Below are 22,869 nucleotides of genomic sequence, written 5' to 3'. Positions count from 1 at the left end.
TAGCCGTATGGGTATTTATGATCTACTATGAATGCTGCCGTCCAAAAGAACAATCGAAAATGCATTAATGTTCATTTTGTGCGATTGGTTCCCTCCCTTTGTACTAACGTCTTTCGTTCCGCTTTTCTACAATAGAAGTATTACAACGATAGAGAGGTATTGACCTATATGAGAGAACGGTTAAGCATGGACAAGGACTGGCTGTTCCATCACGGAGATATAGCTATCCCGGTGGAGAACAGCCACAAAGCGGTATACGGCAACGCCAAAGCAGGCGGCATCATGGGAGCGGCCAGCATCGAATGGAACGATAATGAGTGGGAGACGGTGGGGCTGCCGCATGACTGGTCTTACCGCCAGCCGTTCGACCGTGAAGGCGGGGTGCCGGACTTCGGCTACAAGCCGCGCGGCATTGGCTGGTACCGCAAGAAGTTCAAGCTGGAGCCGTCCGATAATGGCAGACAATTGCTGCTAGAGTTCGACGGCATCGCCACCTATGCTACAATTTATTTGAACGGCAGCGTGCTCGGGCGGAACTTCTGCGGCTATACCAGCTTCGTTGTGGATATCACGGACAACGTCTTCTATGGCGACCGCCCCAATCTGCTGGTGGTGAAGGTGGATGCCTCGGTGTCCGAAGGCTGGTGGTATGAAGGCGCGGGCATCTACCGCCATGTGTGGCTTACGAAGAAAGATCCGCTGTCCATCGCAGACCGCGGCATCTGGGTCAATCCGGTGAAGCAGGACGGGGAGCAGTGGCTGACGAACGTGGAGACAAGGATTACGAATGAGCGGGAGACGGCAGCGGAGGTTGAACTCCTGTCCCGGGTAGTGCGTGCTGACGGAGCAGTTGTGGCGGAGGAACGGACGGCAGGCCGCGCGGAAGCGGGGGAAGCCGCCGTTCTGAAGCAGGAGCTGCCTGTTAGCTCGCCACTGCTGTGGGATGTGGATGCTCCCCACCTGTACAAGCTGCACTCCACCCTGCTGGTGGACGGAGAAGAGCGGGACACGGTCACGACATCTTATGGTTACCGCAGCATCCGGATCTGCCCCGATACCGGATTCTATCTTAATGAACGCCCGCTCAAGATCAAAGGCACCTGCAACCATCAGGACCACGCCGGGGTTGGCGTGGCGTTGCCGGACGCGCTGCATGAATACCGGATTGCACGGCTGAAGGCTATGGGAAGCAACGCTTACCGCTGCGCCCATCACAATCCTGCGCCGGAGCTGCTGGAGGCCTGCGACCGTCTCGGCATGCTGGTGATGGACGAGAACCGTAATTTCGACAGCTCGCCGGAAGGGCTGCGCCAGGTGGAGAATATGGTGACGCGCGACCGCAATCATCCGTCTGTTGTGTTCTACAGCCTGTTCAATGAAGAACCGCTGCAAGGCACACCGGTCGGGCGCAAAATATTCAAGCGGATGAAGCAGGCGATCCTGCGTCTGGACGATACCCGTCCGGTACTGGGGGCCATGAACGGCGGCGTTATGGAAGACGGCGGAACGGTCGACGTGATGGATATCGCCGGATTCAACTATATGCATGGCGGCTATGACCGCTTCCACGAGAAGCATCCCGGCCAGCCGATGATCGGGTCCGAGACGGTCAGTGCTTTTGCCACAAGAGGGACGTACGTCAGCGACACCGCACTGCAGTTTTTTGACAGCTTCGACCGGGAACGGGCGAATTGGGGCAACACCGCAAGAGAGTCGTGGCAAGCCATTAATACCCGCGACTATATGATGGGCACCTTTGTCTGGACAGGCTTCGATTACCGCGGCGAGCCGACGCCTTATGAATGGCCCAGCGTCAGCACCCATTTCGGCATCCTGGATACCTGCGGATTCCCCAAGGATTCCTATTACCTGTACCAGGCGTTCTGGCTGGACGAGCCGGTTGCGCATATCACAGGCGGCTGGAACTGGCCGGGGAAGGAAGGGCAGCCGGTGACCGTCATGACGCATACCAACTGCGATGAAGTGGCGTTGTATGTCAACGGGGAGCTGCGGTACAGACAGGCTGTCGAACTCTATGAGCAATGCCAATGGGAAATTCCTTACGAGCCGGGAACGCTGCGGCTGGAAGGATATCGTCAGGGCAAGCGGGTCGCTGTGGATGAGAAAATAACGTCCGGGGCAGCTTGCGCGCTGCGTGTGGAGACGAGCAAGGCGGCTCTGCTTGGCGACGGGCGGAACGCGGTCGTGGTGAATGTCTACGCCATCGACGCCGCAGGGCGGTTTGTGGAGACGGCGGGGCAGCGGGTGTCATTCTCGTTAACCGGCAGCGGGATCATACTGGGAGCAGGCAACGGCAACCCCAACTCCCACGAGGCGGATCATCTTATGGAGCGCTGCCTGTTCAATGGCTGTCTCCAGCTGATTGTCGGCAGCGATGCGGGGCATAACGCTATTGAACTGACGCTTCAGGGGGAAGGCTTGCAGCCTCTGGTGCAGGTCATCCCGGTAGAAGTCGCCGATGAGCCTCCCTATGTATTGTCTGTACACGAGCGTTATATCAACAACTGGCTGCTGACACAGGAACTCTCTCCGGAGCGTCCGGACCCCAATGTGGAGATCCATCCTACGGATATGAATTCCTGGGAGAAGGTCGACGTCAGCTTCGGGCCGCAGCAGCTGCTCCAGGGAGCAGACGGCTATGTGATTTACCGCAGCTCCATTACCCTGACGGAACGGGAGAAGAACAGCAGCCCATATCTGTATTTCCACGCGCTTAGCGGGGATACCGAAATCTACGTCAATGGCCGGCTGCTGGCGAAGCAGTCCTCTCCATGGCCAATGACCCTGGAAGTTGCGCTTGACGATGTGGAGCTTGGCGACGAGACGGTATTGTCCGTGCTGGTCGGCATTCAGCCGGATGTGTACAAGCCGGGCATTAACGGTGCGGTCTCGATGGGGTTGAGGGGGTAGAGAGCCGTGCGGCTAACCCTACTCTCGGAGCAATAGCCGCTTTTGCTTGGTTAACTACACGCTGCATCAGTGGAAATGTTGTAATTATTGCAACATGAATACGAAGATACCATGTGTTCGTGAGGCTTGTTGCACAAACTGCAACAATTGTCCCGCTAATCCACGTGGACAAGAAGAAATGTTTACTTTTGTGCAGCAATTTTGAAATTGAGCCGAATTAAACAGGGGAATGTTGTATTATAGGCAGGATTTTTAAGTCGGCAGATTCACGTGGCAATGTCGGCTGCCCGGGAAGCCCCCTTATTCACTTGGGGCATGCTGGATGATGATCTTAAGAAACAAAATCGCCCTCCACACCGCTCTGTTGAGCGGATGGAGGGCGATCTTTTATGAGACACTCTTCGTCTGTACGTTTCACCTTGTCTACTCCACCAACCCGAGCAAATACCCGTAATGCTCCCCCTCCATCTGGTCCAGAGGGATGAAGCGGATAGAGGCGCTGTTGATGCAGTAGCGCTTGCCGCCGCGGTCAGCGGGACCGTCGTCGAAGACATGACCCAGATGAATGTCGCCGGCTTGGCTGCGGACCTCGGTGCGTTCCATGCCGAAGCTGGTATCCGTATCGTAGGTGACGACCTGCGGGGCGATCGGCTTCGTGAAGCTGGGCCAGCCGCAGCCGGAATCGTATTTATCCTTGCTGGAGAAGAGGGGCTGACCCGTGGCGATATCGACATACAGGCCAGGCTCATAATTATCCCAATAGTCGTTGCTGAAGGCACGCTCCGTGTCATTATTGACGGCTACCGCGTATTGATCGGCGGTTAATCGCTCCTTCAGTTCTGCGTCGGAAGGGCGCGGGTACTGGGCCGGATCGATGACCGGCTCTTGTTCATCCAGGATGCTTAAGTCGATGTGGCAATACCCGTTCGGGTTCTTCTCTAAGTAGTCCTGATGATATTCCTCCGCCAGATAGTAGTTCTCCAGAGGAAGGACTTCCGTTACGATCTTCTTGTCATATTTGGTCTGCTCCTGCGCTACGGCCTGCTGGATAACCGCTGCATCCTCCGGGGAGGAATAGTAGATTCCTGTCCGGTATTGAACGCCCCGGTCATTGCCTTGCTTGTTGAGGCTGGTCGGATCAACGACCTTGAAATAAGCTTCCAGGAGCTGCTTCAGGGTGACCTGCTTCGGATCATACTTCACATGCACAGTCTCCGCGAATCCCCGGTCCCCGCGAATGACATCCTCGTAGGTCGGATTCTCACCTTTCCCGTTGGCATAGCCTGAGGTGACGTCCTGAACTCCCTGAATGCGGGCCATATACGCCTCAACGCCCCAGAAGCAGCCGCCCGCCAGATATAGGTCACGCAGATCCTTGTCAGCTATACTTGCGGTCTTGACCGCTGGAACCGGAGCGGCGGCTGAAGCTGTGTTCATTCCCGCGAAGGTGTCCTTAATCTGCTCGTTGGAGGCATGACCCGGGAGGGACTTCACCAGCAACCCTTCTTCATCGATATAAAAAGAACTGGGATACGCCCGTACCTGAAACTCCTTGGCCCATGTCCCATCCTCATCGAGCAGCACGGTCAGATTGTCATACGACTGCTTGTTGAACCAGTCCGTGAACTCCTTGGCGGATTTCTCGCCTTTGTAGCCGGGAGTTACAATCGATACCACCTGGAAATCCTTCTCCTGTCCGGCCAGCGTATTCAGTTCCTCCAGGCCGGCAAGACAGATGGAGCACCAGGAGGCCCAGTATTTCACATACACGTTCTTGCCTTTCAGATCCTCCAGCTTTAGCGAATCGCCCTTCAGATCACTTAACGCAAATGCGGGGGCAGGCTTCCCCTTGTTCATCGCTGCCGGGGAGTCCGTCTTGCCGGATGCTGTATCGGGCTTCGCACCGCATGCGGCTAGGATCGATAGCAGACCGCCAATCACCAGCATATATCCCATCCACTTCCATATCTTTTTCATGCCTGATTCCTCCTCCCGTTATTGAATCCAGCTCACAATCGTATTCAGCTGGTCTGTCATTAGCAGCAGCCCCATGGCGATCAGCATACAGCCGGAGGCGATCTTGATCCCTCCCATGAACCGGTACAAGCGGCGAATCCGCTGCACCAGATAGTCCGAGAAGACGGATAGTACGAGAAAAGGAATCGCCAGACCCAGCGTATACAGCAGCATGAGGAACCCTCCATAGGCAGGGGAGCCTTCCCCAGCGGCGATACTGAGAATGCCCGCAAGTACCGGGCCGATGCACGGCGTCCACCCGAAGCTGAACGTCAGGCCGAGCAGGAAGGCCCCGATATAGCCGCCGCGTGCTGCGCGGGGACTGGATAGCTTTTTTTCCCGTTCCAGCCAGGAGATCTTGATCAGTCCCGTCTGGTAGATTCCGAATAAGATAACAATCGCTCCGCAGACGGCAATGAACCTGGAGCTTGAAATGACACTGCCAAGGATACCGGAGCCGAAGCCCAGGGTAATGAAGACCACAGACAGTCCAAGCACGAAGATTAGCGTCCGCAGCATGAATACCGAACGGAACCGCATGGAGCCTGTGTCCACCCCGCCCTGATTCACATTGCCCGCCAGGCTTCCGGACAGATAAGAGACATAGACCGGAAGCAGCGGCAGAATACAGGGTGCAAAAAACGATAATACCCCTGCGCCGAAGACGCCGAACAGGAATACAAAATCACCAGCCATCTCTGTCACCACCTATATGAGTACTGCTTCTCTAACGCTAAGGCTTACCGGCTGGTGTAGATGGGAACCGTGAACCAGAAGCAGCTTCCTGAACCCTTATTGCTCTCTACACCAATCTTGCCGCCATGCAGCTCCACAATGGATTGTGCGATGGCAAGACCGAGTCCGGCGCCTCCGCTATTCTTACTGCGCGATTTATCTATCCGGTAGAACCGTTCGAAGATCCGTGCGGTCTCCGCCGCTTCAATTCCCTGCCCCTCATCGCTCACGGCGATCCGCAGGAACGGGCCTTCCTCGGCGGCGGACAGCACGATATGGCCTTCTTCAGGAGAATGTTGAATGGCATTCTGCACAAGATTGGACAGTACCCGCTTGATCTGCGTGGGCATCATCAGGGCCGCGGGCAGCTTATCCGGCAGCTCAATCTCGACCTTCAGCCGCTTCTCCGCCAGATGGAAGGAGAAGCTCTCCAGCGTGCTGATCAGCAGCTCATCTGCATGGCAGGGCTGCGGGTCGAAGGTTCCGCCGCTGGCCTCCAGGCTGGATAGCTCAAAGAGGTCCTGGATCAGCCCCGCCAGCCGCTTCGTCTCCAGCCGGATCGTATTCAGATACCGCTGGAAGGTCTCTTCGTCCTTGATCACATCATCCTCCAGCGCTTCCACGAATGACTGAATGGAGGCAAGAGGGGTCCGCAGATCGTGGGAGACATTCGCGATCAGCTCCCGCCGGGCGGACTCGGACTGGTGGAGATGGTCGAAGCTCTCTTTTAACTTACTGCTCATCTCATTGAATTGCCGGGCCATCAGCTTGAACTCGTGCGGCCCGATGGTGGGAACCTCGGTGTGGAAATCTCCCTCGGCAATTCTTACCGTCTGCTCCGTAATCCGGGCAATGGACTTCTCCACCGGCCGCGTCAGCAGATGCTGGAGGATGAAGGAGAACACGCCGATCCCGGCTGTGATGCCGGACAGATAATATAGCTGATCGATGGTCAGCAGCATCCGGGAATAACTGACGAATAGACAGACTAGCAATACGCCGATCCCCGTGAGACTGGACAATAGTAGATAGGTACGCAGCTTCATCAGATGCCATCACCCGCAAACTTATAGCCGATACCCCAGACCGTCTTGATGTATTTCGGGTCGGAGGGAGTCTGTTCGATCTTCTCGCGTAATCTCCTAATATGCACCGTAACGGTAGTCGTATCTCCTTCATAGCTGAAATCCCAGATTTTGCTCAGCATCTGCGTCCGGGAGAACACCTGCCCCGGATGGCTCGCCAGCAGATAGAGCATTTCGAATTCGGTCACCGTCAAGTCAATCGCCTGCCCGCTGATCTCCACCGTACGCTTCCCGACATCGATAGTCAGCCCTTCGTATTTGATCGTGTGCTCAGCGGCGGTAACCGGCGATACCTGGACATATCTCATTCTGCGCAGAATCGCCTGCACCCGCAGTACGAGTTCCCTTGGACTGAAGGGCTTGGTCAGATAATCATCCGCCCCCATCGTCAGCCCCATCAGCCGGTCCTGCTCCTCGCCGCGCGCCGTCAGCATGATGATCGGGAGATCTTCGGTCTGCCGGATCTCACTGCACACCTCCCAGCCATTCTTATGCGGCATCATGAGGTCGAGCACAATCAGGCTTGGAGACTGGCTGCGCCATAGCTCTAGCGCTTCCAAGCCGTCCTTGGCGGTGGTGACCAGATACCCCTCCCGTTCCAGATACCTGCGGCAGACATCGGTAATATTCGGATCATCATCCGCGACCAGCACTCGTTCATTCATCCTAACCCACCCCATATCCGGAAAAATCCATTTGATTCCATCATATCACAGGGTGAGGGCATCGCTCATCCCGTCTTATTTCATGGCCTTGGCAGGCTTCATGTACATGGTCACTACCGTATCCGCCACATAAGTGCTGCCGTCATACAGGGCCGGAGCCATGCTCAGATTGACCGTTTTACCGTCGACCATCATTTTTTTCGACCCGATCATAACCTTGATCATCTTGCCCATCGGCATCATGCCATCATCCATCATCTTGCTGTCATCCATCATCTTGCTGTCGTCCATCATCTTGTCGTCGTCCATCATCTTGTCCATGTACATCAGCGATACGGAGCGGTCTTTGCTGTTCCATTCAATGCTGTAGCCGTACATCATGGCGGCCTGTCTTAGGTTCATCAGCTCCATGCCGTCTTTCTTCATCGTCTTGATGCCTGCCGCCGCGCCGGCGATGCCGGACACTGCCAGAGAGAGTACCAATACTGCCGCCATCATGAACCGTTTGCCTGCTTTGCTGTTAACCATGCTTATCACGCTCCATCTCTTTTTTTGGATTACATGGAACAGCATAAGCGGCAGAGCTTACGATTCTCTAAGCGAAACCTTACGATTGTATTACGGCAGCGGAGTGAGCGTATAACTTCTCCCTATAGCCAGATATCAGTTATAAGTGTTACTCCTAAGGCCGCACTCCATGCTAGAATTTATACACAAAGACAGAACAGTGGAACTAGAGGAGGGCTAATCATGTGTGATAGATTTCAGATCGTAGGCAGCCTGCTGCGTCCGGCGGAGCTATTAGAATATAAGCAGCAAATCGAACACCGGGACGATATCCAGTATCCTTTTTACGAGGATTTCCAGGGCTATGAGCAGTGTGAAGCGAAGGCGATACAGTCGGTAGTCGAGCAAGCGAGCGAGAATGGGCTGACAATTCTGACGGATGGGGAGTACTCCAAGTCGATGTGGCATCTGGACTTCGTGTGGGGCTTCCAGGGGATTCAGCGCTATATTGCGCCTCACGGGTATTTCTTCAGAGACATTGACGGCACCTCCAAATACGAGACGCGAAAAGACATCGGTCTGCGTATCACAGGTGAACTCGGCGGGAAGAATCACCACTTCCTTCAGGCGTACCGCCAGCTTCAGGAGCATGCCGGAGACCGGGAGACGAAGCTGTGCGTGCCTTCGCCGTCTCATATTTTCGGAGAGCTGTCCTGGTCGGATAACCTTGGCGGCGAGGGTGCAGTGTACCAGAACCGTGATGAGCTGAAGGCGGGTCTGGTGACGGCGTATAAGGATTTCGTAGGGGAATTCGCAGCCGCTGGCGGTAAGATTCTGCAATTCGACGACTGCCTCTGGGAGCTGTTCGCGGACGACAATCCGAATTCGCCATTTACCGGTGAAGCAATCAACCATGAAGAAGTACAGAGTCTCGCCACAGAGTTTATCGATATTAACAACACCATTATTGATTACGGACATAGCCTGGGGCTGCTCATGTGGACCCATAACTGCCGCGGCAATTATGATTCCCGGAATATGGGCGGCGGCTCCTATGCGAAGATTGCCAACCTGTTCCTGAAGCAGCTGAAGTACGACCGCTTCTTCCTGGAGTGGGACGACGAACGCGCTGGCTCGCTGGAGGCACTTGCTGTGTTCAAGGATAGACCGGAGACGGAAATTGTACTTGGCTTGCTGTCTTCCAAAACCAGTACGCTTGACGATGAGACCCGTGTCCTCCGCATGCTGGATGAAGCGTCCACGATCATTCCGAAGGAGAGATTACTGCTCTCCCACCAATGCGGCTTCGCGTCCTGCGACGGCGGCAACGAATTGACGGAAGCGGAGCAATGGGCAAAGATCAGACAGGGGCAAAAGATTGCCCAGCAATATTGGGCTTAACTTCATTAATAGGTAGCAGCTGTTCATAAAAGCAAGCCCGCATCTGGCAACAGGATGCGGGCTTGCTGCTGTTTATGAAACTAAGTAGTCTTTGAAACATCTGAATGAGGAGCAGATGGAATGTATATGAAAAACCGAACACAATATGCTACCACGAAGGTAAGTTGCCCAATGTATACGGAAATCCGAATACATTGGGTGCTGCTGCGATGAAGCGTCGCGCTATGCTCCACAGCCAGTAACATTTATAGAGAAATCCTGCAGGAAGTGCAACAATACTGCCCCATAGATGCGGTCTATGCTGAAATCCTGCAAGAAATGCAACAAATTCAGCGCTAATCTGCTCTAAACACCGAAATTTGTGCAAATAATGCAACATTGTACTTCAGCCAGTAATAGGTAAGGAGGAATCCTGCAAGAAGTGCAGCAATTCTCTATACAAGCGGCTGGTGAGAGAAGGCATCAGCATCCTTCACCCGGTAGGGTGATTTCCTAATGTTTCCGTCTATATCACCTGCTATATAGATTAAACTTGAAAATTTAAGTTAAGGGAAAAGTAGCGGAGGGGAATTTTGGAACTGTAGAAGCGGTAGCGTCCGCCTGAAAGCTTTCCGCAGGAAAGCTCGCATCGTAAGCATAGGCTGTGTTTGGATTTCCACCGTGCGTAGCTGTTTTAATCAAGAAATTCAAACACAATAGCGGCCGGAAGTCCAAAACTTCTCTGGAGTCACGGCCATCCCAAAACAAAAAAATCATTAGTTCAATTTATATAGCTAAACACCATGTCGCATTTATCCGGCTGCAATGTCGCAAAAGTACATGGAAACAGAGGCTACAGATCAGCTATACTCGCTGTAACAATTATGATAATGAAAATCATTATCACATAATACATAACAGGGGGAGTCAGCGTGAACAGAGCAACACAGAAACAAGGGGCCGGCAGGAAGAAATTCGCCGCTGGGCAATCAGGATTATTCATGGTATGGATGCTGGCGCTGGTACTGGTACTTACAGCTTGCGGTTCTGGGGGAGGCACGAATGCAGGTACAGCCGCACAGCCGTCTGCATCAGCGGAGCCGTCTCCATCGCCTGAAGCACAGACGCAGGCAACACCGGAGGCACAGGCTACAGCAGCCTACCCGGTTACCTTCAAACATATCAAGGGCGAATATACGCTTACGGAGAAGCCGAAGGTGATCGCTGTGCTTGACGTGAAATTCGCCGATCAGCTGATCGCGCTTGGAGAGAAGCCGACAGGCAGCGTGGTTGCCGGAACCAAGGACGAGTTCCCGGAATATCTGAGTGCTCAAATGGACGGGGTGAAGGTCCTGGGTACACGCGATGAGCCCAATCTGGAAGCAATTGTGGCGCTGAACCCGGATCTGATCTTGATGACTGATTTTCAGGAGGAGGCCTATGAGAGTGTTAGCAAAATCGCGCCTACCATCGTCCTGGACTTCTATGAGGATTGGCGGGATACGCTGGCTACCATCGGTACAATAACAGGGAAGCAGGCAGAGGCTGAAGTGGTGAAGAAGGCCTACGAGGACAAAATCACCGGGCTGCGTGAGCAGCTGTCGGCGAAGCTGGGCGACGAGACGGTGGCGTTGATTCGTCCAAGACCGGAAGGAATTCGGGTACATGGTCCCGAGCACCGGACAGGAAGCATTCTGTATGAGGATCTGGGATTAAAGGCTCCAGCGTTCGTTCAGGCGATCAAGGATGATACCTCAGTTGAAATATCGATGGAGACTGTCTCTGATATCGGGGCAGATCACTATTTCCTGCTCTCGGATGATCTGTTCGCCAAAGAGGCAGAGGCTCTGGCCAGCAGTCCGATCTGGAAATCCCTTGATGCAGTCAAGAATAACCGTGCCTATGATGTGAATTCAACGCTCTGGATCGCGTACTATGGTCCTCTTGCGATTAATATTATTGTAGATCAGGCCTCGGAAGCGCTGCTTGGAGCTCACTGAGATGGATCACTATCTGTCGTCGGCCCCCTGGAGGGAACTGGCGGAGGATTACCGGATGAGGCTGGGGGAGCCGCCTGCGGGCACCGTTCGCACCATCGCTCTGAGTGAGCTGCAGGACGAAGCGGTGTGCCGCGAGTATGTTAGCTGGCTTAAGGATTATATCGGTGCGCCGGACCTGCAGGTTGCGGCTTCCATGCTGGCCAAGCGGATCAGCTATCTGTGGATCGCGCCAATACTGAGCGCCATGACCGTTCATAATCGTGAAGTCTTCTTCCCGCTGGACAGAAGCTTCCTCTATCATCCGGCTTCTACAGAAGAGACGACATTCCCTTTCCTGGCACTGGACGGGCTTCAGTCAGCCTCCCCACCGGAGGATAGGGCCGTGTGGCGCGAAGCTGTTATTGAGGAGAATTTTGCGGTACGGCTTGCGCCGTTGCTGCAGACGCTTGCCGCCGTGGGCCCCGTCTCCATGGCCGTGCTGTGGGAGAATATAATGGTGCGTATTGCCCCGCTGTATGCCCTTGGAGCAGACTCATCCGGCGAAGAAAGGCTGCGGATGCAAGAGGATTTTGTGTATCTGACCCGGACGGCTCCCGGCGCATTGTTCGGCGCAAGACGCAATCCATTCACCCGGTTCACCGAAGGGAATGACGAGGCTCCGGTTGCGAAGAGCAAGCGCATTACCTGTTGCTTTTACTACCGGATGTCCGGGGAATATTGCAGAAAGTGTCCGAAAATTGACAATGAGAATGAATCTCAATTAAAATGACAGCAGGTCTATCCGTTAAGCAAAGGATACTGTTGTCAGGAGATGAGAGAAATGCCGCAACAAGAACAGGCAAGTCTATGGAGTGATACAGCGGTCAAGACACTTGATGTGCGCAGCGGTACTGTGCCGCCCGGCGGTGTGCTTAGCGAAACGGGACTGGCGGCAAGTCAGCTGCTGCTGGCCATCGGCGGGCAGGGAGGGCTTGTGATGAATGGTGAAGGCTGCCATGTCCAAGCCTCTTTTGCTTGTCATGCCGTCAAGGGATCAGCCTACACTCTGAGTGCGGAATCAGACAACATTCATTATACAGCTATTAGCTACAAGGCCATTCCTGTGGCGGGAGCTGCACATGTCCTCTTCCCGCAGCGCAATCACCCGCTGCGCACTTCGTTCATTCACCATTCCGGGTCCCCGGCGGAGCTGCATATGGCGGCGGAGAGAATAGCCGCCAAATGGAGCCGGGGAGAAGGGCTGGAACGCTTCCATGCCAATGCGCTGCTGCAAGGTATGCTCTACGAGCTTATTATGGAACATGAACGCGGTCAGGGCGGGGTAGAGCCCGATATGGTGGAGGTTGTTGCCGCCTATATCGAGGGGCACTATCGTCAGGAGCTGGGGCTTAAGGAGCTGGCCGCGCTAGCCGGATGCGGCGTGCGGCAGCTCCAGCGGCGGTTCAAGCAGGAGAAGCGGCTCGGGCCCATGGAATACGTAATCCGGCTGCGGATGGAGAGCGCACAGCGGATGCTGCGTTATACGGATGCTTCCATCGGCGAGATCGCTGAGCGGACAGGCTACCGCGACATGTATTATTTCAGCAGGGCGTTCAAGAAGCATTATGGAGTCCCCCCGCAGCTCTTCAGGCGCACTGCCGCTTCAGCTCCCGCTGTGCTCTCCGCTCCTTCGGGACGGTCAGAGAGCGTGGCCTTCCCGCACGGGTCACCACAGGGTCCGTTGATCCACCATCTGCGCGGCGAATATCTTGTCACCGCTGCTCCGCAGCGGATCGCCGTACTCGATGTCCAATATGCGGACCATTTGCATGCTCTGGGGATGTCCCCCGCAGGAAGCGTAGGCTTCGGAAGCGGGTCGCTGAATTTCCCCGCTTATTTCCATGAGAGATTAATAACAACGGAAATGCTCGGAACCTACGAGTACCCGGACCTGCTGGCTGTAGAACGGCTGCGCCCGGATCTGATCATCTGCACTGAGGTGCATGCTCCGCACTATGAACGCTTAAGCCAGGTGGCGCCAACAATCATGTTCAAGCGTAATGAGAGCTGGCAGACCATTCTGAAGCTATTCGGCGAACTGACAGGCAAGCAGGCGGAGGCGGAACGGATTATTGCCGATTATCTGCGCCGTACGGCATTACTGTCCGCAGAGCTGGCTCCGGTACTGGCGGGCAAAAGTGTGGCTCTGATCCGTCCGCGGGAGTCCATCGTCCGGGTACATACGGCTTCTCACCGCACAGGCGCTGTGCTGTACCGCGACCTTGGTCTGCCTGCTCCGCGATTTGTGGCGGAACCCGCCTCCGACACGGCTTACCATATTTCCGTCGACAGGCTGCCGGCCGTGCATGCCAACTACTACTTTTTGCTTAGTAATGAGAGGATGCAGGAGGGAATATCGATGACAGAGCACAGTGTGAGGGGCATGCTAGGTGCAGACAAGCGGCAGCTTATATATCCGGTAGATGCTGCTACCTGGATCGGCTGTTATGGACCGACAGGCATCAACTGCATTCTGGATCAGGTGGCCCAGGCGTTACTGGCTTGAGCGGACTAGCGGCAGACGGAACCGCTGCCAATTACATCTCCCGATCATACTTGAACCGGTAATAGATGCCGTATCCAATCGTGAACAGGTAGGCGAATACCAGTAACAGCACCACGGTGAGGTCAGCCTCCATCAAGGCAAAGGCGAGCATTAAAGCCCCGAATACAAAAACCATCATGTCATAGGCCTTCGCCTTCGCCCGGGTTGCAATGGCGATATTGCGTTCATCGTGCTTGTTGATCTTCATCTGCTTGGCGATGGCGGGGCTATTCTTCAATGCGCGCTGTCCGATGAGTTCCCCCATCCCGCTGCCGAACAGGCCGGAGCCCAATCCGATACAGATAAAGGGCAGTGTCCGCAGCACCCCCTCCGGCTCTTGAACTGTTCTAATGAAGTACAGACTGCCTGCCAGCAGGACTACACCTGCAATAACCAGAAGATAAGCCGAGACGGATTTCTTCATCAATTCTCTTCCTCCTCATAAATAAAAATCTCCTCAATGCTCAGCCCGAAATAACGGGCAATCTTGAACGCCAGCAGGATGGACGGATTATAGCGGCCGTTCTCCAGTGAACCAATCGTCTGCCTGGACACCTCAAGCGCCGCTGCTAATTCCTCCTGCCTGATTCCGCGCTGCTTGCGTAATTCTTCCAAACGGTTGTTCATGGAATCACTCTCTTCATGGAAAGTTAACTTTACATGGAGAGTGTATCGCATGATGATCTAGATGTAAAGTTAACTTTCCATTGTTGGATAAATGGAGAGGTTGGTCACTCCCTATATACGAACATCCGTGCTACAATATTCCTTGTGAATATATGGAAGGAGGTGGGGCAGTGACTGCAAGACGATGGGTGATGACGTTCATACGGATGCACAAGCTGGTATTTGTATGCGGTTTCCTGGTAACTACGGTAATGACCCTGGTGAATCTGATATATCCGTTCCTGGGCGGGAGGCTGATTAATATCGCTTTTTATGACCAGGATCTGAAGGCCTTCCTGAAGCTGTGCCTGATCTATGCCGGCATTCTCCTGTTCAATCAGTTCATTGTGGCAACGCTTAATAATCTGATCTCCTCCCAGCTGATGACGGGGTTCGTGTTCGATATCCGGCGGGCGCTATTCCGCAAGATTCTGCATCAGAAGGGGAAGGATCTCTCCGGGATGTACAGCGGCGACCTGATCAGCCGGATGAACCGCGATGCCAAGGACATTATGAATCTCCTCTTCTGGAGCGGACTGTGGGGGTATTCCAATCTGCTGCATATTGTGTTCGCCGTGGGCTTCATGTTCTATTATCATGTCCTGCTGGGAGCGTTCACGGTGGTGCTGGTTCCTGTGGTGTTCATGGCCTCCAGATATTTCAAGCAGAGAGCGCTCCGGGTCAACCGGGATCTGGCGGCAGAGCAGGGGAGGCTGTCCTCGTACTTATTTGAAATTGTGGCCAATATGCGGGAGATCAAGCTGCTGAATGCCGGGAGGCTGGTAACCCATACCTATCTCAGGCGGACAGTCTCTATCCATCACAAGAATGTGGATAATGGAAGAATTGAGGTATCCACCGAGCGGGTGAATGCATTCATCACACTTGCTGCACAGCTGCTGCTGTTCATTATCTGCGCTCGGCTCATTGTGAAGGGGCAGATGCAGCTTGGTGTTTTTGTGGCTGCCGCCAGCTATTTCAATATGGCGGTGACCTACTTCAGCTCGATCAATAGCAAGATTACCGATACCTGGGGCCAGAATGTATCCCTGCAGCGTGTTGCGGAGCTTCTGAATGAAGAGGAAGAGGACTACAGGGAAGCCCGTCTGCCCACACTGATTACAGAGGGGACGATTGAATTTCGTAATGTCAGCTTCGGATATACGGAGGAAAGGCGGGTACTGGACGGGTTCAATCTCCGTGTCGAGGGAGGAAGCACTGTGGGTATTGCCGGAAGGAGCGGAGCCGGGAAAACAACACTCGGAAGCCTGCTCTGCAATCTGTATCCCGTTGACGGCGGCGAGCTTCTGATCGATGGCCGCAACGTGAACGAATATAACCTGCACAGCTTGCGGAGTCAGGTGGGCGTGGTTCATCAGGAGACGGTTCTGTACGATAACACGCTGCGGTATAATCTCTCTTTTACGAATAACCGTGATCGGGACAGCCTGTTACTCGAAGCACTTAAGAGAGCTGCACTGCATGAGCTGGTCCAGAATCTCCCGGACGGGCTGGACACAGTGCTGGGGACTTCCGGGCAGGAATTATCGGGCGGACAAAAGCAGCGTCTGGCTATTGCACGAATCCTGGTCAAGAACCCGAAAATTCTGGTCTTCGATGAAGCGACTTCGTCCCTCGACAGCAAGAATGAGGCGCTGATCCGGCAGATGACCGGTGAGCTTGCGCAAGACCGGACGCTGATCATCATCGCCCATCGGCTGTCCACGCTTAGATGCTGTGACCGGATTGCGGTGCTGGAGGGTGGCCGGGTCACAGGCTACGATACTCACGACGTGCTGATCAGAAGCAACAAAACGTATATAGATCTATTCAGCGAACAGCGTGCAGGAGGCGCAGCAGTATGACTATGACAAGATGGGCCGCCTATAAAGCGCTGACTCAGGGAATTGAAGGTGTCCGTAAGCCGCTGCTGGCGCTCGTGCTGTTCAAGCTGTGGAATCTGGTCTGCGGACTGCTTCCGTTATTCCTGTACTCTCTGCTCGTCAACCGCGTGCTGGTGGAGAAGCACCTGAGTGGGTTATGGCCGGTTGTCGTGGGTTATCTGGGAGTATTCGTGCTTACGACGGCCGGGATTGCGGTCAGCAAGCGCTACTCCAACCAGCTGCTTCTGAAGTATGACCTCAGGCTTAAGCGCAAACTGCTGAATAGAGTGAACAGCCTGGTTTATGAGGAGTATAGCGGGTACAGCATTGGTGATCTGAAAAGTCGGATCGAGCAGGATTCAGCCGCAGCCGGGCGGTTCTTCACGGTACATCTGTTAGATTTCACCTACGCTGTCCTGTATGCTGCTGCGCTGGCTGCGATTCTTGTAAGCTATGACTGGCGGATCGCCCTCCTCAGCTTCGTCTTCGTTCCGGTCTCCCTGCTGACCGTGAATCTCCTGGGTGAGAAAACGAGGAAGGCGGGGGAGGAGCTATGGAGGCTGCAGAACGGGTACGAATCTTTTTTACATGCGAGTCTGCAGAACTGGAAGGATATTAAGACCAACAATCTGGAGGAGGCCCAGCTTGAGGAATTGAACGGGCATTATGCGGCTATTCGTCCGGTGTGGTTCCGCAGCCAGCTCTATCAGCATCTGGGCGTTACTTATTCGTTCTTCACCAAGAACTTCATTACTCAGCTGTTCATCTATTTCATTGGCGGACTCTTCGTGATTAAGGGCTACTCGGAGGTCGGTGTGCTGCTGGTGTTCATTAGCTTCTACGGGCAATTCTTCGGGTTCATTGAGACGATCAGCAATGGCCTGATGAATTACAAGAATGATTCGGTGAATATCAGTAAAGTGATCGGACTGTTGCAGGCAGAGGCGGACCAGCGGCCTTACAAACGCATTAGCGGACAAAAGATTGAGGTTCAGAATTTGCGGTTCCGCTATGAGGGGAAGGAGGCCTTCGCACTGGACGGGATTTCGTTCTCGGTGGGGAAGGGGGAACATCTAGCCATCGTAGGGCAGAGCGGCAGCGGCAAGTCTACTCTTGCCAGACTGTTGACCGGACAGATGAAGCCTCAGGGCGGGAGCGTCCGCATCGGCGGCACGGATCTGCATGCGGTGAACAGCGGGAGTGCGGCGGCCAAGGTAAGCATTGTGGTGCAGGAGCCTGTTCTGTTCAATATGACGATCCGGGAGAACCTGCTGCTGGCGGGGGACGGGGCAACGGAAGCAGAGCTGATTGCCTGCTGCCGCAGCGCCAATATCTATGACTATATTGCATCCTTGGAGGAGGGGCTGGATACGGTTATCGGGGAGAAGGGGGTGAAGCTCTCCGGGGGCCAGAAGCAGCGGCTGTCGATTGCGCGGGCGCTGCTGCAGAAGCGGGACATTATTATTTTCGATGAAAGTACAAGCGCTCTGGACCCTGAGAATGAGAGCGGCATTAGGAATGAGCTGAAGCGTCTGTCTGCCGGAACTACCATGATCTCGATTGCGCACCGTCTTTCTACAATTCAAGACTGTGACAAGGTGCTGGTTCTGCAAGCCGGGAAGGTGGCAGCCTGCGATACCCATGCTAACCTGCGTGGCCGGAATGAAGCCTATGATCTGCTGTTCCGCAGCCAATACGCCGCCTTAAGCCATACCACAGAACTTGTTCATTGACGGCGTCTCCGCCCGGTAATATATTAAAATTAAGATTAACTATGTCCGTGACAGACTGTAGAGGAGAAGAGAAATGAGCCCGACCCATGTATGGATACCTGTCGTATTTTATTGGCTGCCGATGCTCTTCTTTTTCTACATGGGAATGGATGTGCTGCTGCGCAACCCGCGGCGGATCGAACATCGTCTGGTAAGCGCTACAATTCTGTGTTATTTCCTGATGTTCCTGGAGGAGTACTTCCGGTATATGCTGCCCATAGAATATAGTCCGCTGCTGGCTGCGGTCTGGTTCGCCAATGTCGGTATCCTTATTCCAGGGCTGGGCTTCCATCTGATTGCCCGGTTAATCGGCTTACATAAGCGGATGCCCCGGCCATGGTACCCCTATCTGTTCCACATATTAACCCTGGCTATTCCGGCGGGACTCATTGGTCAACGCTCCTATACTTCTGTGCAGCTGTTCACCGTAAGCGGAGTATGGAAATGGCCGGTGGCAAATGCGGCGTATTACGGGACACTGACAGCCAGCTTAGTGCTGAGCTTCGTTCCGATCGTCATGCTGCGCAGTGCGCGCAAGTGGAGTGCCGCCGATCCTGATTATCAGGAGCATGGCGGTATCTTCAAGCTGCTGGAGTATGGCTCCTGGGTGACATTCCTCTGGGTAGCGGTGTTCGGCTATTTCCGCTTCAATGAAATGCTGCCGCCTTATACGTATATCTACGGAGGACTGATCTGGTGCTTCGTGCTGCGGCTGTCCATGCAGCGGTATGAGTTCCTTAATCATGCGGGACAGCGCTACAAGAAGATGTTCCAGATCAATTCACAGGCTGCGCTGCTCGTCTCATTGTCAGGCAGCATTAAGGAAGCGAATCCGAGTGCCGGTAAGATGTTTGGCCGTCTGACCCTGGGGAAGGCTAACCTTACCGATCTGGGCGGTGCAGAGATCGTGGCGAAGCTTAAGGCACAGGATGATATCGGTGAGCTGGAAATGGTTCTGCATAACGGGGATAGTCCGGTCGAGGTGATGATTAACGGGGATTACGTGACCGTGGATCACGAGCCTCATGCCGTGCTGCTCATCCGGGACATCCGGCTGCGCAATCAGCATGTGCGGCAGATTGCCTTCATGGCCTATCATGATCCGCTTACCGGGCTGCCGAACCGCAGGCAATTCTATGACAAGCTGGAGCAGAGTCTTGCGGAAGCAGAGCGCAGCGGCGGGGAAGTAGCCATCCTGCTGCTTGATCTCGACCGGTTCAAGCAGGTGAACGACCGCTGGGGTCATGAGGCCGGAGACCAGATGTTATGCAAGGTGGCGGGCATGATCCATCAGCTGGTTCAGCCGGACGGGCTGGCGGCCCGCTTCGGCGGAGACGAATTCGTGCTGTTCTGCCCCGTGAGCGGGGACGGGCTGACCGCCGCAGAGCTGGAGCACCGGCTGCTGGCGGCGGCTGCACAGGCCACGCTGGATTATGAAGGCGAAGAGCTGAAGATCGATATGAGCATAGGCATCAGCTTGTATCCGCAGGACGGAACGGCTCCGGATGCTCTTTTGCGCCAAGCCGACAAGCGGATGTATGCGATCAAGCGGGGAGAGGCGGAGGGAAATCATGAGATTTGAGATTGGCGGGGGGATGGATTTAATTGAGGAGACTGTGCGGCAATTCCTGTCTGATAAGGCAAAGGTCCTTGATATCGAGAGCACCCGATTGCATTCGGGCTATCAGGCGGTGGATTTATTCCGGCACCGGATTCTCGTGGAGAGTGAAGGCAGGCAAGAGTATAGCTCTGTGATTACCAAAATGGCGAATGGAATTGAACGGCGGGTAATGAACCGGTTATTGGATCAGGGGGCTAATGTCCCTTTTAATAGAGCGGGTAATCTGGATTCGGACCATCGGGTGCTCCTGTGTATACAGGATGTGGATTATAAGACGAATTATCAGAATCTGGATATCGGGATGCTTCAGCACAAGGAAATACAGGCGCTGGCTTATATCCATAACCATAATCGCGGATTGCAGGAGGAGTTATCCTGGCTTCCTAGGGTTAGCCGTACATACATAGAGACTATAATTCATGGAGTATGGCGACCCGCATGGGAAGAGGCCAAGCACAATGAACGGTTCGTGGAGACCTTCGGGACGTATATGTCTGAGATCGATGCCGTATCGGGGAAAATCGTGGACGAGCTCGAAGCCGTCTGGAAGGATGAGACCACTCACACGCTTATACATAATGATCTGAATCCCGGAAATGTACTGGTACACAATAATGATGACGTCATGTTCATTGACTGGGAAGAAGCGCGGTACGGTTCTCTGTTCCTCGACATCCCTATGCGGTTTGACCGGTCTCAAGTTGGAGAATACCGTGAAGTGCTGGCTTCGCTGGGATGGGTGCTTCCTGCAGATACGTTCGGGCAGAGCTATAGAGCTGCTTCATGGTATCTCGGCCTGCGTTATATGACTTGGAGCTTGGGGGCGTGGCTAAGGGATCCTGGTACTGAGGCGGGGCTGCGGCGGTTTTTGGATATGGTTGTTGTGTAATAAAATTATTTCTCCAAGTTAAGAAGTCGATTCAGTGAATACCTAGGCTATACTTAGTGATAGGAAAAGAAAGGAGTGATCTGCTTGAGCTACCCTGAAATTCTGCGCAAAAAGGCCTTATATGATCAGGCTAAAGATAAAATCCCGGACCTTACTGTCCAAAGCTATGTGAAGGCTTTTGAACTTGAGTATACGCATAACTCAACGGCTATAGAGGGCAATACGTTAACCCTTCTGGAAACCAAAGTGGTACTGGAGGAAGGGATATCCGTAGGCGGGAAAATGCTTCGGGAAATATATGAGGTTATTAATCATAATAAAGCATACCAGTATATTAAGTCCTGCATTAACGATGAAAAACCATTGGATGAAGGGATCATTAAGGATATTCATGCTCTGTTAACTGAGAATATTATGGTAGGTGGCGTATACCGGAATGTAGAGGTGTATATATCCGGAGCAGCGCATACACCGCCAGTACCCAATGAAATGTATCTGCAAGTGAAAAATTTTTATGCTGATTTAGCGCAGAAAGATAACGCCGATATCATAGAGCTTGCGGCCTGGACTCATGCCGAATTCGTCCGCATCCATCCGTTCGCCGATGGGAACGGCAGAACCTCGCGTCTGATTATGAATTATCAGTTGCTGGCAAATGGATATCTTCCTATCTCTATTGCCAAAGAAACGCGGCTGGAATATTTCAATGCCCTCGAGGCCTACGCTGTACGCCGGGATTTGAAGCCCTTTGCGGATATGATAGCCTTACTGGAGGAACAGCAATTGGATCGTTATCTTGGGATGATTGAGCGGCGGGGCTAGAGAGTGAACACTAGTGAATATCACGAGCAACGACACCCCTTCTAGCGAAGGCTTATGCTATCGTTTATACTGATACAACCAATTCATTTCATAGGAGCTGTGTTCCAAGCCATGATCAAGAAAGAAGCCGCACATATACGCAAGCAGTTCAAGATGGACCATGATCAGCTGAATCTGTACGATATTCTGAATGTCTATATTATGAAAGAAACGAATGAAATCTACCACTTCGAACGCCAGCCGTTCGCCATGCTGGAACGTGAGAAGCAGGAGCTGTATATGAGTAACTTCCGGAAGCTGCTGACCGGGGAGCTGGACCATAAGCTGTTCGAGCTGAAGTTCTTGGAGGAAGCGGAGGAGCCGTCGCAGGTGATGCTTCACCAGGGACTGGTGACCGGTGACCCGGAGGAGTGGCAGGACCTGATGCTCATGCTGGTGGATAAAATGCTGGTGGATGCCAAGTATGAGAAGGATGCGGTCATCACCTTCGTACGGGGACAATACTTCCGGCCGACCAAGGCGCGTAATGACGAAGCCGAGGAGACCGGGAAGGACGAGGTATTCGCTCATCCGTTCATTCTATGCAGTGTGAATTCCACGGAGCAGCAGCGTAAGACGCTTTTATTCGATTATGTAGAGCGGGAATTCAAGTATAATATCATGGTTGACCCGATTATCAAGCTGAGCACGCCGGAGCAAGGCTTCTTCTACCCGAGTGTGACGGACAACTATTCTGATGTGAACCGTGTACTGTATTGTACGGGAAGCGCGAATAATCCGAACCCGCATTTCATTGAGCAGGTGTTGAATGCGGAGCGGTCTGTGACGGCCATGGAAGAGAGATCTATCTTTGAAGAGATTGTAAAAGAAGTGGCAGGCGAACAGATTGATGTGGGTACCATTGCCCAGGTGTACGAGGAGATTCATCAAGTGATTGAGGACAACGCGGAGGAGGAAGAGCCGCCGAGACTTGATTACCGCGATGTGGAGCGTGTGCTGAAGGCCAGCGGTGTGGAGGATGTGACGGCGGAGAAGGTGGAGCGCGCGTTCGAGACCATCGTGGACAATAAGCACTATGAGCTGAAGGCCAGCAGTGTCATCCCTAAGTTCACCTCCAAGTCGATCAAGATCGATACGAAGGTTGCATCCATCACGATCAGCCCGCAGGACCTGAGATATGTGCGGCAGGTGAATTACCAGGGCAAGCGCTGCATCATGATTGAGATTGATGAGGATGCGGTGATCGAAGGATTCACGCTGCTGACGGAGAACTTATCCTAACCTGAACAGATGTATATTGAAAAAAGGGCTAT

The 22,869-nt window shown here is 53.7% G+C and carries 18 protein-coding genes; 11 read left to right on the top strand and 7 right to left on the bottom strand.

Annotated elements, in window-relative coordinates; all coding sequences use genetic code 11:
* Positions 1-168: 168 nt before the first annotated feature.
* Positions 169-2,931, top strand: coding sequence for a beta-galactosidase GalA (gene galA / locus J2Z70_RS17395; RefSeq protein ID WP_209875355.1), 2,763 nt, complete (start codon positions 169-171; stop codon positions 2,929-2,931).
* Positions 2,932-3,354: 423 nt separating this feature from the next.
* Here the strand turns inward: galA and msrAB are convergent, their stop codons facing one another.
* The 5 genes from msrAB to J2Z70_RS17370 form a co-directional block, all read right to left on the bottom strand.
* A complete protein-coding gene (gene msrAB / locus J2Z70_RS17390; protein WP_209875354.1) occupies positions 3,355-4,908 on the bottom strand; it encodes a bifunctional peptide-methionine (S)-S-oxide reductase MsrA/peptide-methionine (R)-S-oxide reductase MsrB in 1,554 nt (517 codons plus the stop codon).
* A gap of 18 nt (positions 4,909-4,926) precedes the next feature.
* The gene (locus J2Z70_RS17385) at positions 4,927-5,643 is read right to left on the bottom strand and encodes a cytochrome c biogenesis CcdA family protein (protein ID WP_036730795.1); all 717 of its coding nucleotides are present in this window, start codon (positions 5,641-5,643) and stop codon (positions 4,927-4,929) included.
* 44 nt (positions 5,644-5,687) lie between these two features.
* Positions 5,688-6,644 (bottom strand): HAMP domain-containing sensor histidine kinase, encoded by a 957-nt coding sequence (locus J2Z70_RS17380; RefSeq protein ID WP_425355118.1) that lies wholly within the window; start codon positions 6,642-6,644, stop codon positions 5,688-5,690.
* A gap of 83 nt (positions 6,645-6,727) precedes the next feature.
* Positions 6,728-7,432, bottom strand: coding sequence for a response regulator transcription factor (locus J2Z70_RS17375; RefSeq protein ID WP_209875352.1), 705 nt, complete (start codon positions 7,430-7,432; stop codon positions 6,728-6,730).
* A 75-nt stretch (positions 7,433-7,507) separates the two neighbouring features.
* On the bottom strand, positions 7,508-7,960 hold the full coding sequence (locus J2Z70_RS17370; protein ID WP_209875351.1) for a stalk domain-containing protein: 453 nt from the start codon (positions 7,958-7,960) through the stop codon (positions 7,508-7,510).
* 222 nt (positions 7,961-8,182) lie between these two features.
* Here J2Z70_RS17370 and J2Z70_RS17365 point away from each other — a divergent pair, with 222 nt between their 5' ends.
* The 4 genes from J2Z70_RS17365 (at position 8,183) to J2Z70_RS17350 (ending at position 13,864) form a co-directional block, all read left to right on the top strand.
* Positions 8,183-9,340 (top strand): uroporphyrinogen decarboxylase/cobalamine-independent methonine synthase family protein, encoded by a 1,158-nt coding sequence (locus J2Z70_RS17365; protein ID WP_209875350.1) that lies wholly within the window; start codon positions 8,183-8,185, stop codon positions 9,338-9,340.
* Positions 9,341-10,251: 911 nt separating this feature from the next.
* The gene (locus J2Z70_RS17360; protein ID WP_209875348.1) at positions 10,252-11,319 is read left to right on the top strand and encodes an ABC transporter substrate-binding protein; all 1,068 of its coding nucleotides are present in this window, start codon (positions 10,252-10,254) and stop codon (positions 11,317-11,319) included.
* 1 nt (position 11,320) lies between these two features.
* Positions 11,321-12,088, top strand: coding sequence for a (2Fe-2S)-binding protein (locus J2Z70_RS17355; RefSeq protein WP_209875345.1), 768 nt, complete (start codon positions 11,321-11,323; stop codon positions 12,086-12,088).
* 51 nt (positions 12,089-12,139) lie between these two features.
* Positions 12,140-13,864: a helix-turn-helix domain-containing protein gene (locus tag J2Z70_RS17350; protein ID WP_209875343.1), complete on the top strand. Its 1,725-nt coding sequence runs from the start codon at positions 12,140-12,142 to the stop codon at positions 13,862-13,864.
* Between the two features lie 31 nt (positions 13,865-13,895).
* Here the strand turns inward: J2Z70_RS17350 and J2Z70_RS17345 are convergent, their stop codons facing one another.
* Both J2Z70_RS17345 and J2Z70_RS17340 read right to left on the bottom strand, forming a co-directional pair.
* Positions 13,896-14,327, bottom strand: a complete 432-nt coding sequence (locus J2Z70_RS17345) for a DUF6442 family protein (protein ID WP_209875544.1) — start codon at positions 14,325-14,327, stop codon at positions 13,896-13,898.
* Positions 14,327-14,530 carry a helix-turn-helix transcriptional regulator gene (locus tag J2Z70_RS17340; RefSeq protein ID WP_036730779.1) on the bottom strand — a complete coding sequence of 68 codons (204 nt, stop codon included), beginning with the start codon at positions 14,528-14,530 and terminating at the stop codon, positions 14,327-14,329. Before J2Z70_RS17340 ends, J2Z70_RS17345 begins: the two co-directional genes overlap by 1 nt.
* Before the next feature lie 170 nt (positions 14,531-14,700).
* Between J2Z70_RS17340 and J2Z70_RS17335 the strand changes: the two genes are divergently transcribed.
* The 6 genes from J2Z70_RS17335 (at position 14,701) to J2Z70_RS17310 (ending at position 22,837) form a co-directional block, all read left to right on the top strand.
* The gene (locus J2Z70_RS17335; protein WP_209875341.1) at positions 14,701-16,434 is read left to right on the top strand and encodes an ABC transporter ATP-binding protein; all 1,734 of its coding nucleotides are present in this window, start codon (positions 14,701-14,703) and stop codon (positions 16,432-16,434) included.
* Positions 16,431-18,185 (top strand): ABC transporter ATP-binding protein, encoded by a 1,755-nt coding sequence (locus tag J2Z70_RS17330; RefSeq protein ID WP_209875339.1) that lies wholly within the window; start codon positions 16,431-16,433, stop codon positions 18,183-18,185. The genes J2Z70_RS17335 and J2Z70_RS17330 overlap by 4 nt, the downstream gene beginning before the upstream one ends.
* Positions 18,186-18,258: 73 nt before the next feature.
* Positions 18,259-19,806 carry a sensor domain-containing diguanylate cyclase gene (locus J2Z70_RS17325; RefSeq protein ID WP_209875337.1) on the top strand — a complete coding sequence of 516 codons (1,548 nt, stop codon included), beginning with the start codon at positions 18,259-18,261 and terminating at the stop codon, positions 19,804-19,806.
* Positions 19,796-20,734, top strand: coding sequence for a phosphotransferase (locus J2Z70_RS17320; RefSeq protein WP_209875323.1), 939 nt, complete (start codon positions 19,796-19,798; stop codon positions 20,732-20,734). The genes J2Z70_RS17325 and J2Z70_RS17320 overlap by 11 nt, the downstream gene beginning before the upstream one ends.
* A gap of 84 nt (positions 20,735-20,818) precedes the next feature.
* Positions 20,819-21,556: a Fic family protein gene (locus J2Z70_RS17315; RefSeq protein ID WP_209875321.1), complete on the top strand. Its 738-nt coding sequence runs from the start codon at positions 20,819-20,821 to the stop codon at positions 21,554-21,556.
* Positions 21,557-21,667: 111 nt separating this feature from the next.
* The gene (locus tag J2Z70_RS17310) at positions 21,668-22,837 is read left to right on the top strand and encodes a DUF4317 domain-containing protein (protein WP_209875319.1); all 1,170 of its coding nucleotides are present in this window, start codon (positions 21,668-21,670) and stop codon (positions 22,835-22,837) included.
* Positions 22,838-22,869 lie beyond the last annotated feature (32 nt).

Origin of the sequence: Paenibacillus silagei, from assembly GCF_017874735.1 — a bacterium.
GTDB lineage: Bacteria > Bacillota > Bacilli > Paenibacillales > Paenibacillaceae > Paenibacillus_AQ > Paenibacillus_AQ silagei.
The sequence above is the reverse complement of the archived record's forward strand: the minus strand, read 5'-3'. Positions and strand labels throughout refer to the sequence as shown.

Coding starts and splice junctions, on each gene's coding strand:
- J2Z70_RS17310 (WP_209875319.1), top strand. CDS start 21,668: ATGATCAAGAAAGAAGCCGCACATATACGCAAGCAGTTCAAGATGGAC.
- J2Z70_RS17350 (WP_209875343.1), top strand. CDS start 12,140: ATGCCGCAACAAGAACAGGCAAGTCTATGGAGTGATACAGCGGTCAAG.
- J2Z70_RS17330 (WP_209875339.1), top strand. CDS start 16,431: ATGACTATGACAAGATGGGCCGCCTATAAAGCGCTGACTCAGGGAATT.
- galA (WP_209875355.1), top strand. CDS start 169: ATGAGAGAACGGTTAAGCATGGACAAGGACTGGCTGTTCCATCACGGA.
- J2Z70_RS17385 (WP_036730795.1), bottom strand. CDS start 5,643: ATGGCTGGTGATTTTGTATTCCTGTTCGGCGTCTTCGGCGCAGGGGTA.
- J2Z70_RS17380 (WP_425355118.1), bottom strand. CDS start 6,644: ATGCTGCTGACCATCGATCAGCTATATTATCTGTCCGGCATCACAGCC.
- J2Z70_RS17340 (WP_036730779.1), bottom strand. CDS start 14,530: ATGAACAACCGTTTGGAAGAATTACGCAAGCAGCGCGGAATCAGGCAG.
- J2Z70_RS17365 (WP_209875350.1), top strand. CDS start 8,183: ATGTGTGATAGATTTCAGATCGTAGGCAGCCTGCTGCGTCCGGCGGAG.
- msrAB (WP_209875354.1), bottom strand. CDS start 4,908: ATGAAAAAGATATGGAAGTGGATGGGATATATGCTGGTGATTGGCGGT.
- J2Z70_RS17325 (WP_209875337.1), top strand. CDS start 18,259: ATGAGCCCGACCCATGTATGGATACCTGTCGTATTTTATTGGCTGCCG.
- J2Z70_RS17345 (WP_209875544.1), bottom strand. CDS start 14,327: ATGAAGAAATCCGTCTCGGCTTATCTTCTGGTTATTGCAGGTGTAGTC.
- J2Z70_RS17375 (WP_209875352.1), bottom strand. CDS start 7,432: ATGAATGAACGAGTGCTGGTCGCGGATGATGATCCGAATATTACCGAT.
- J2Z70_RS17355 (WP_209875345.1), top strand. CDS start 11,321: ATGGATCACTATCTGTCGTCGGCCCCCTGGAGGGAACTGGCGGAGGAT.
- J2Z70_RS17370 (WP_209875351.1), bottom strand. CDS start 7,960: ATGGTTAACAGCAAAGCAGGCAAACGGTTCATGATGGCGGCAGTATTG.
- J2Z70_RS17320 (WP_209875323.1), top strand. CDS start 19,796: ATGAGATTTGAGATTGGCGGGGGGATGGATTTAATTGAGGAGACTGTG.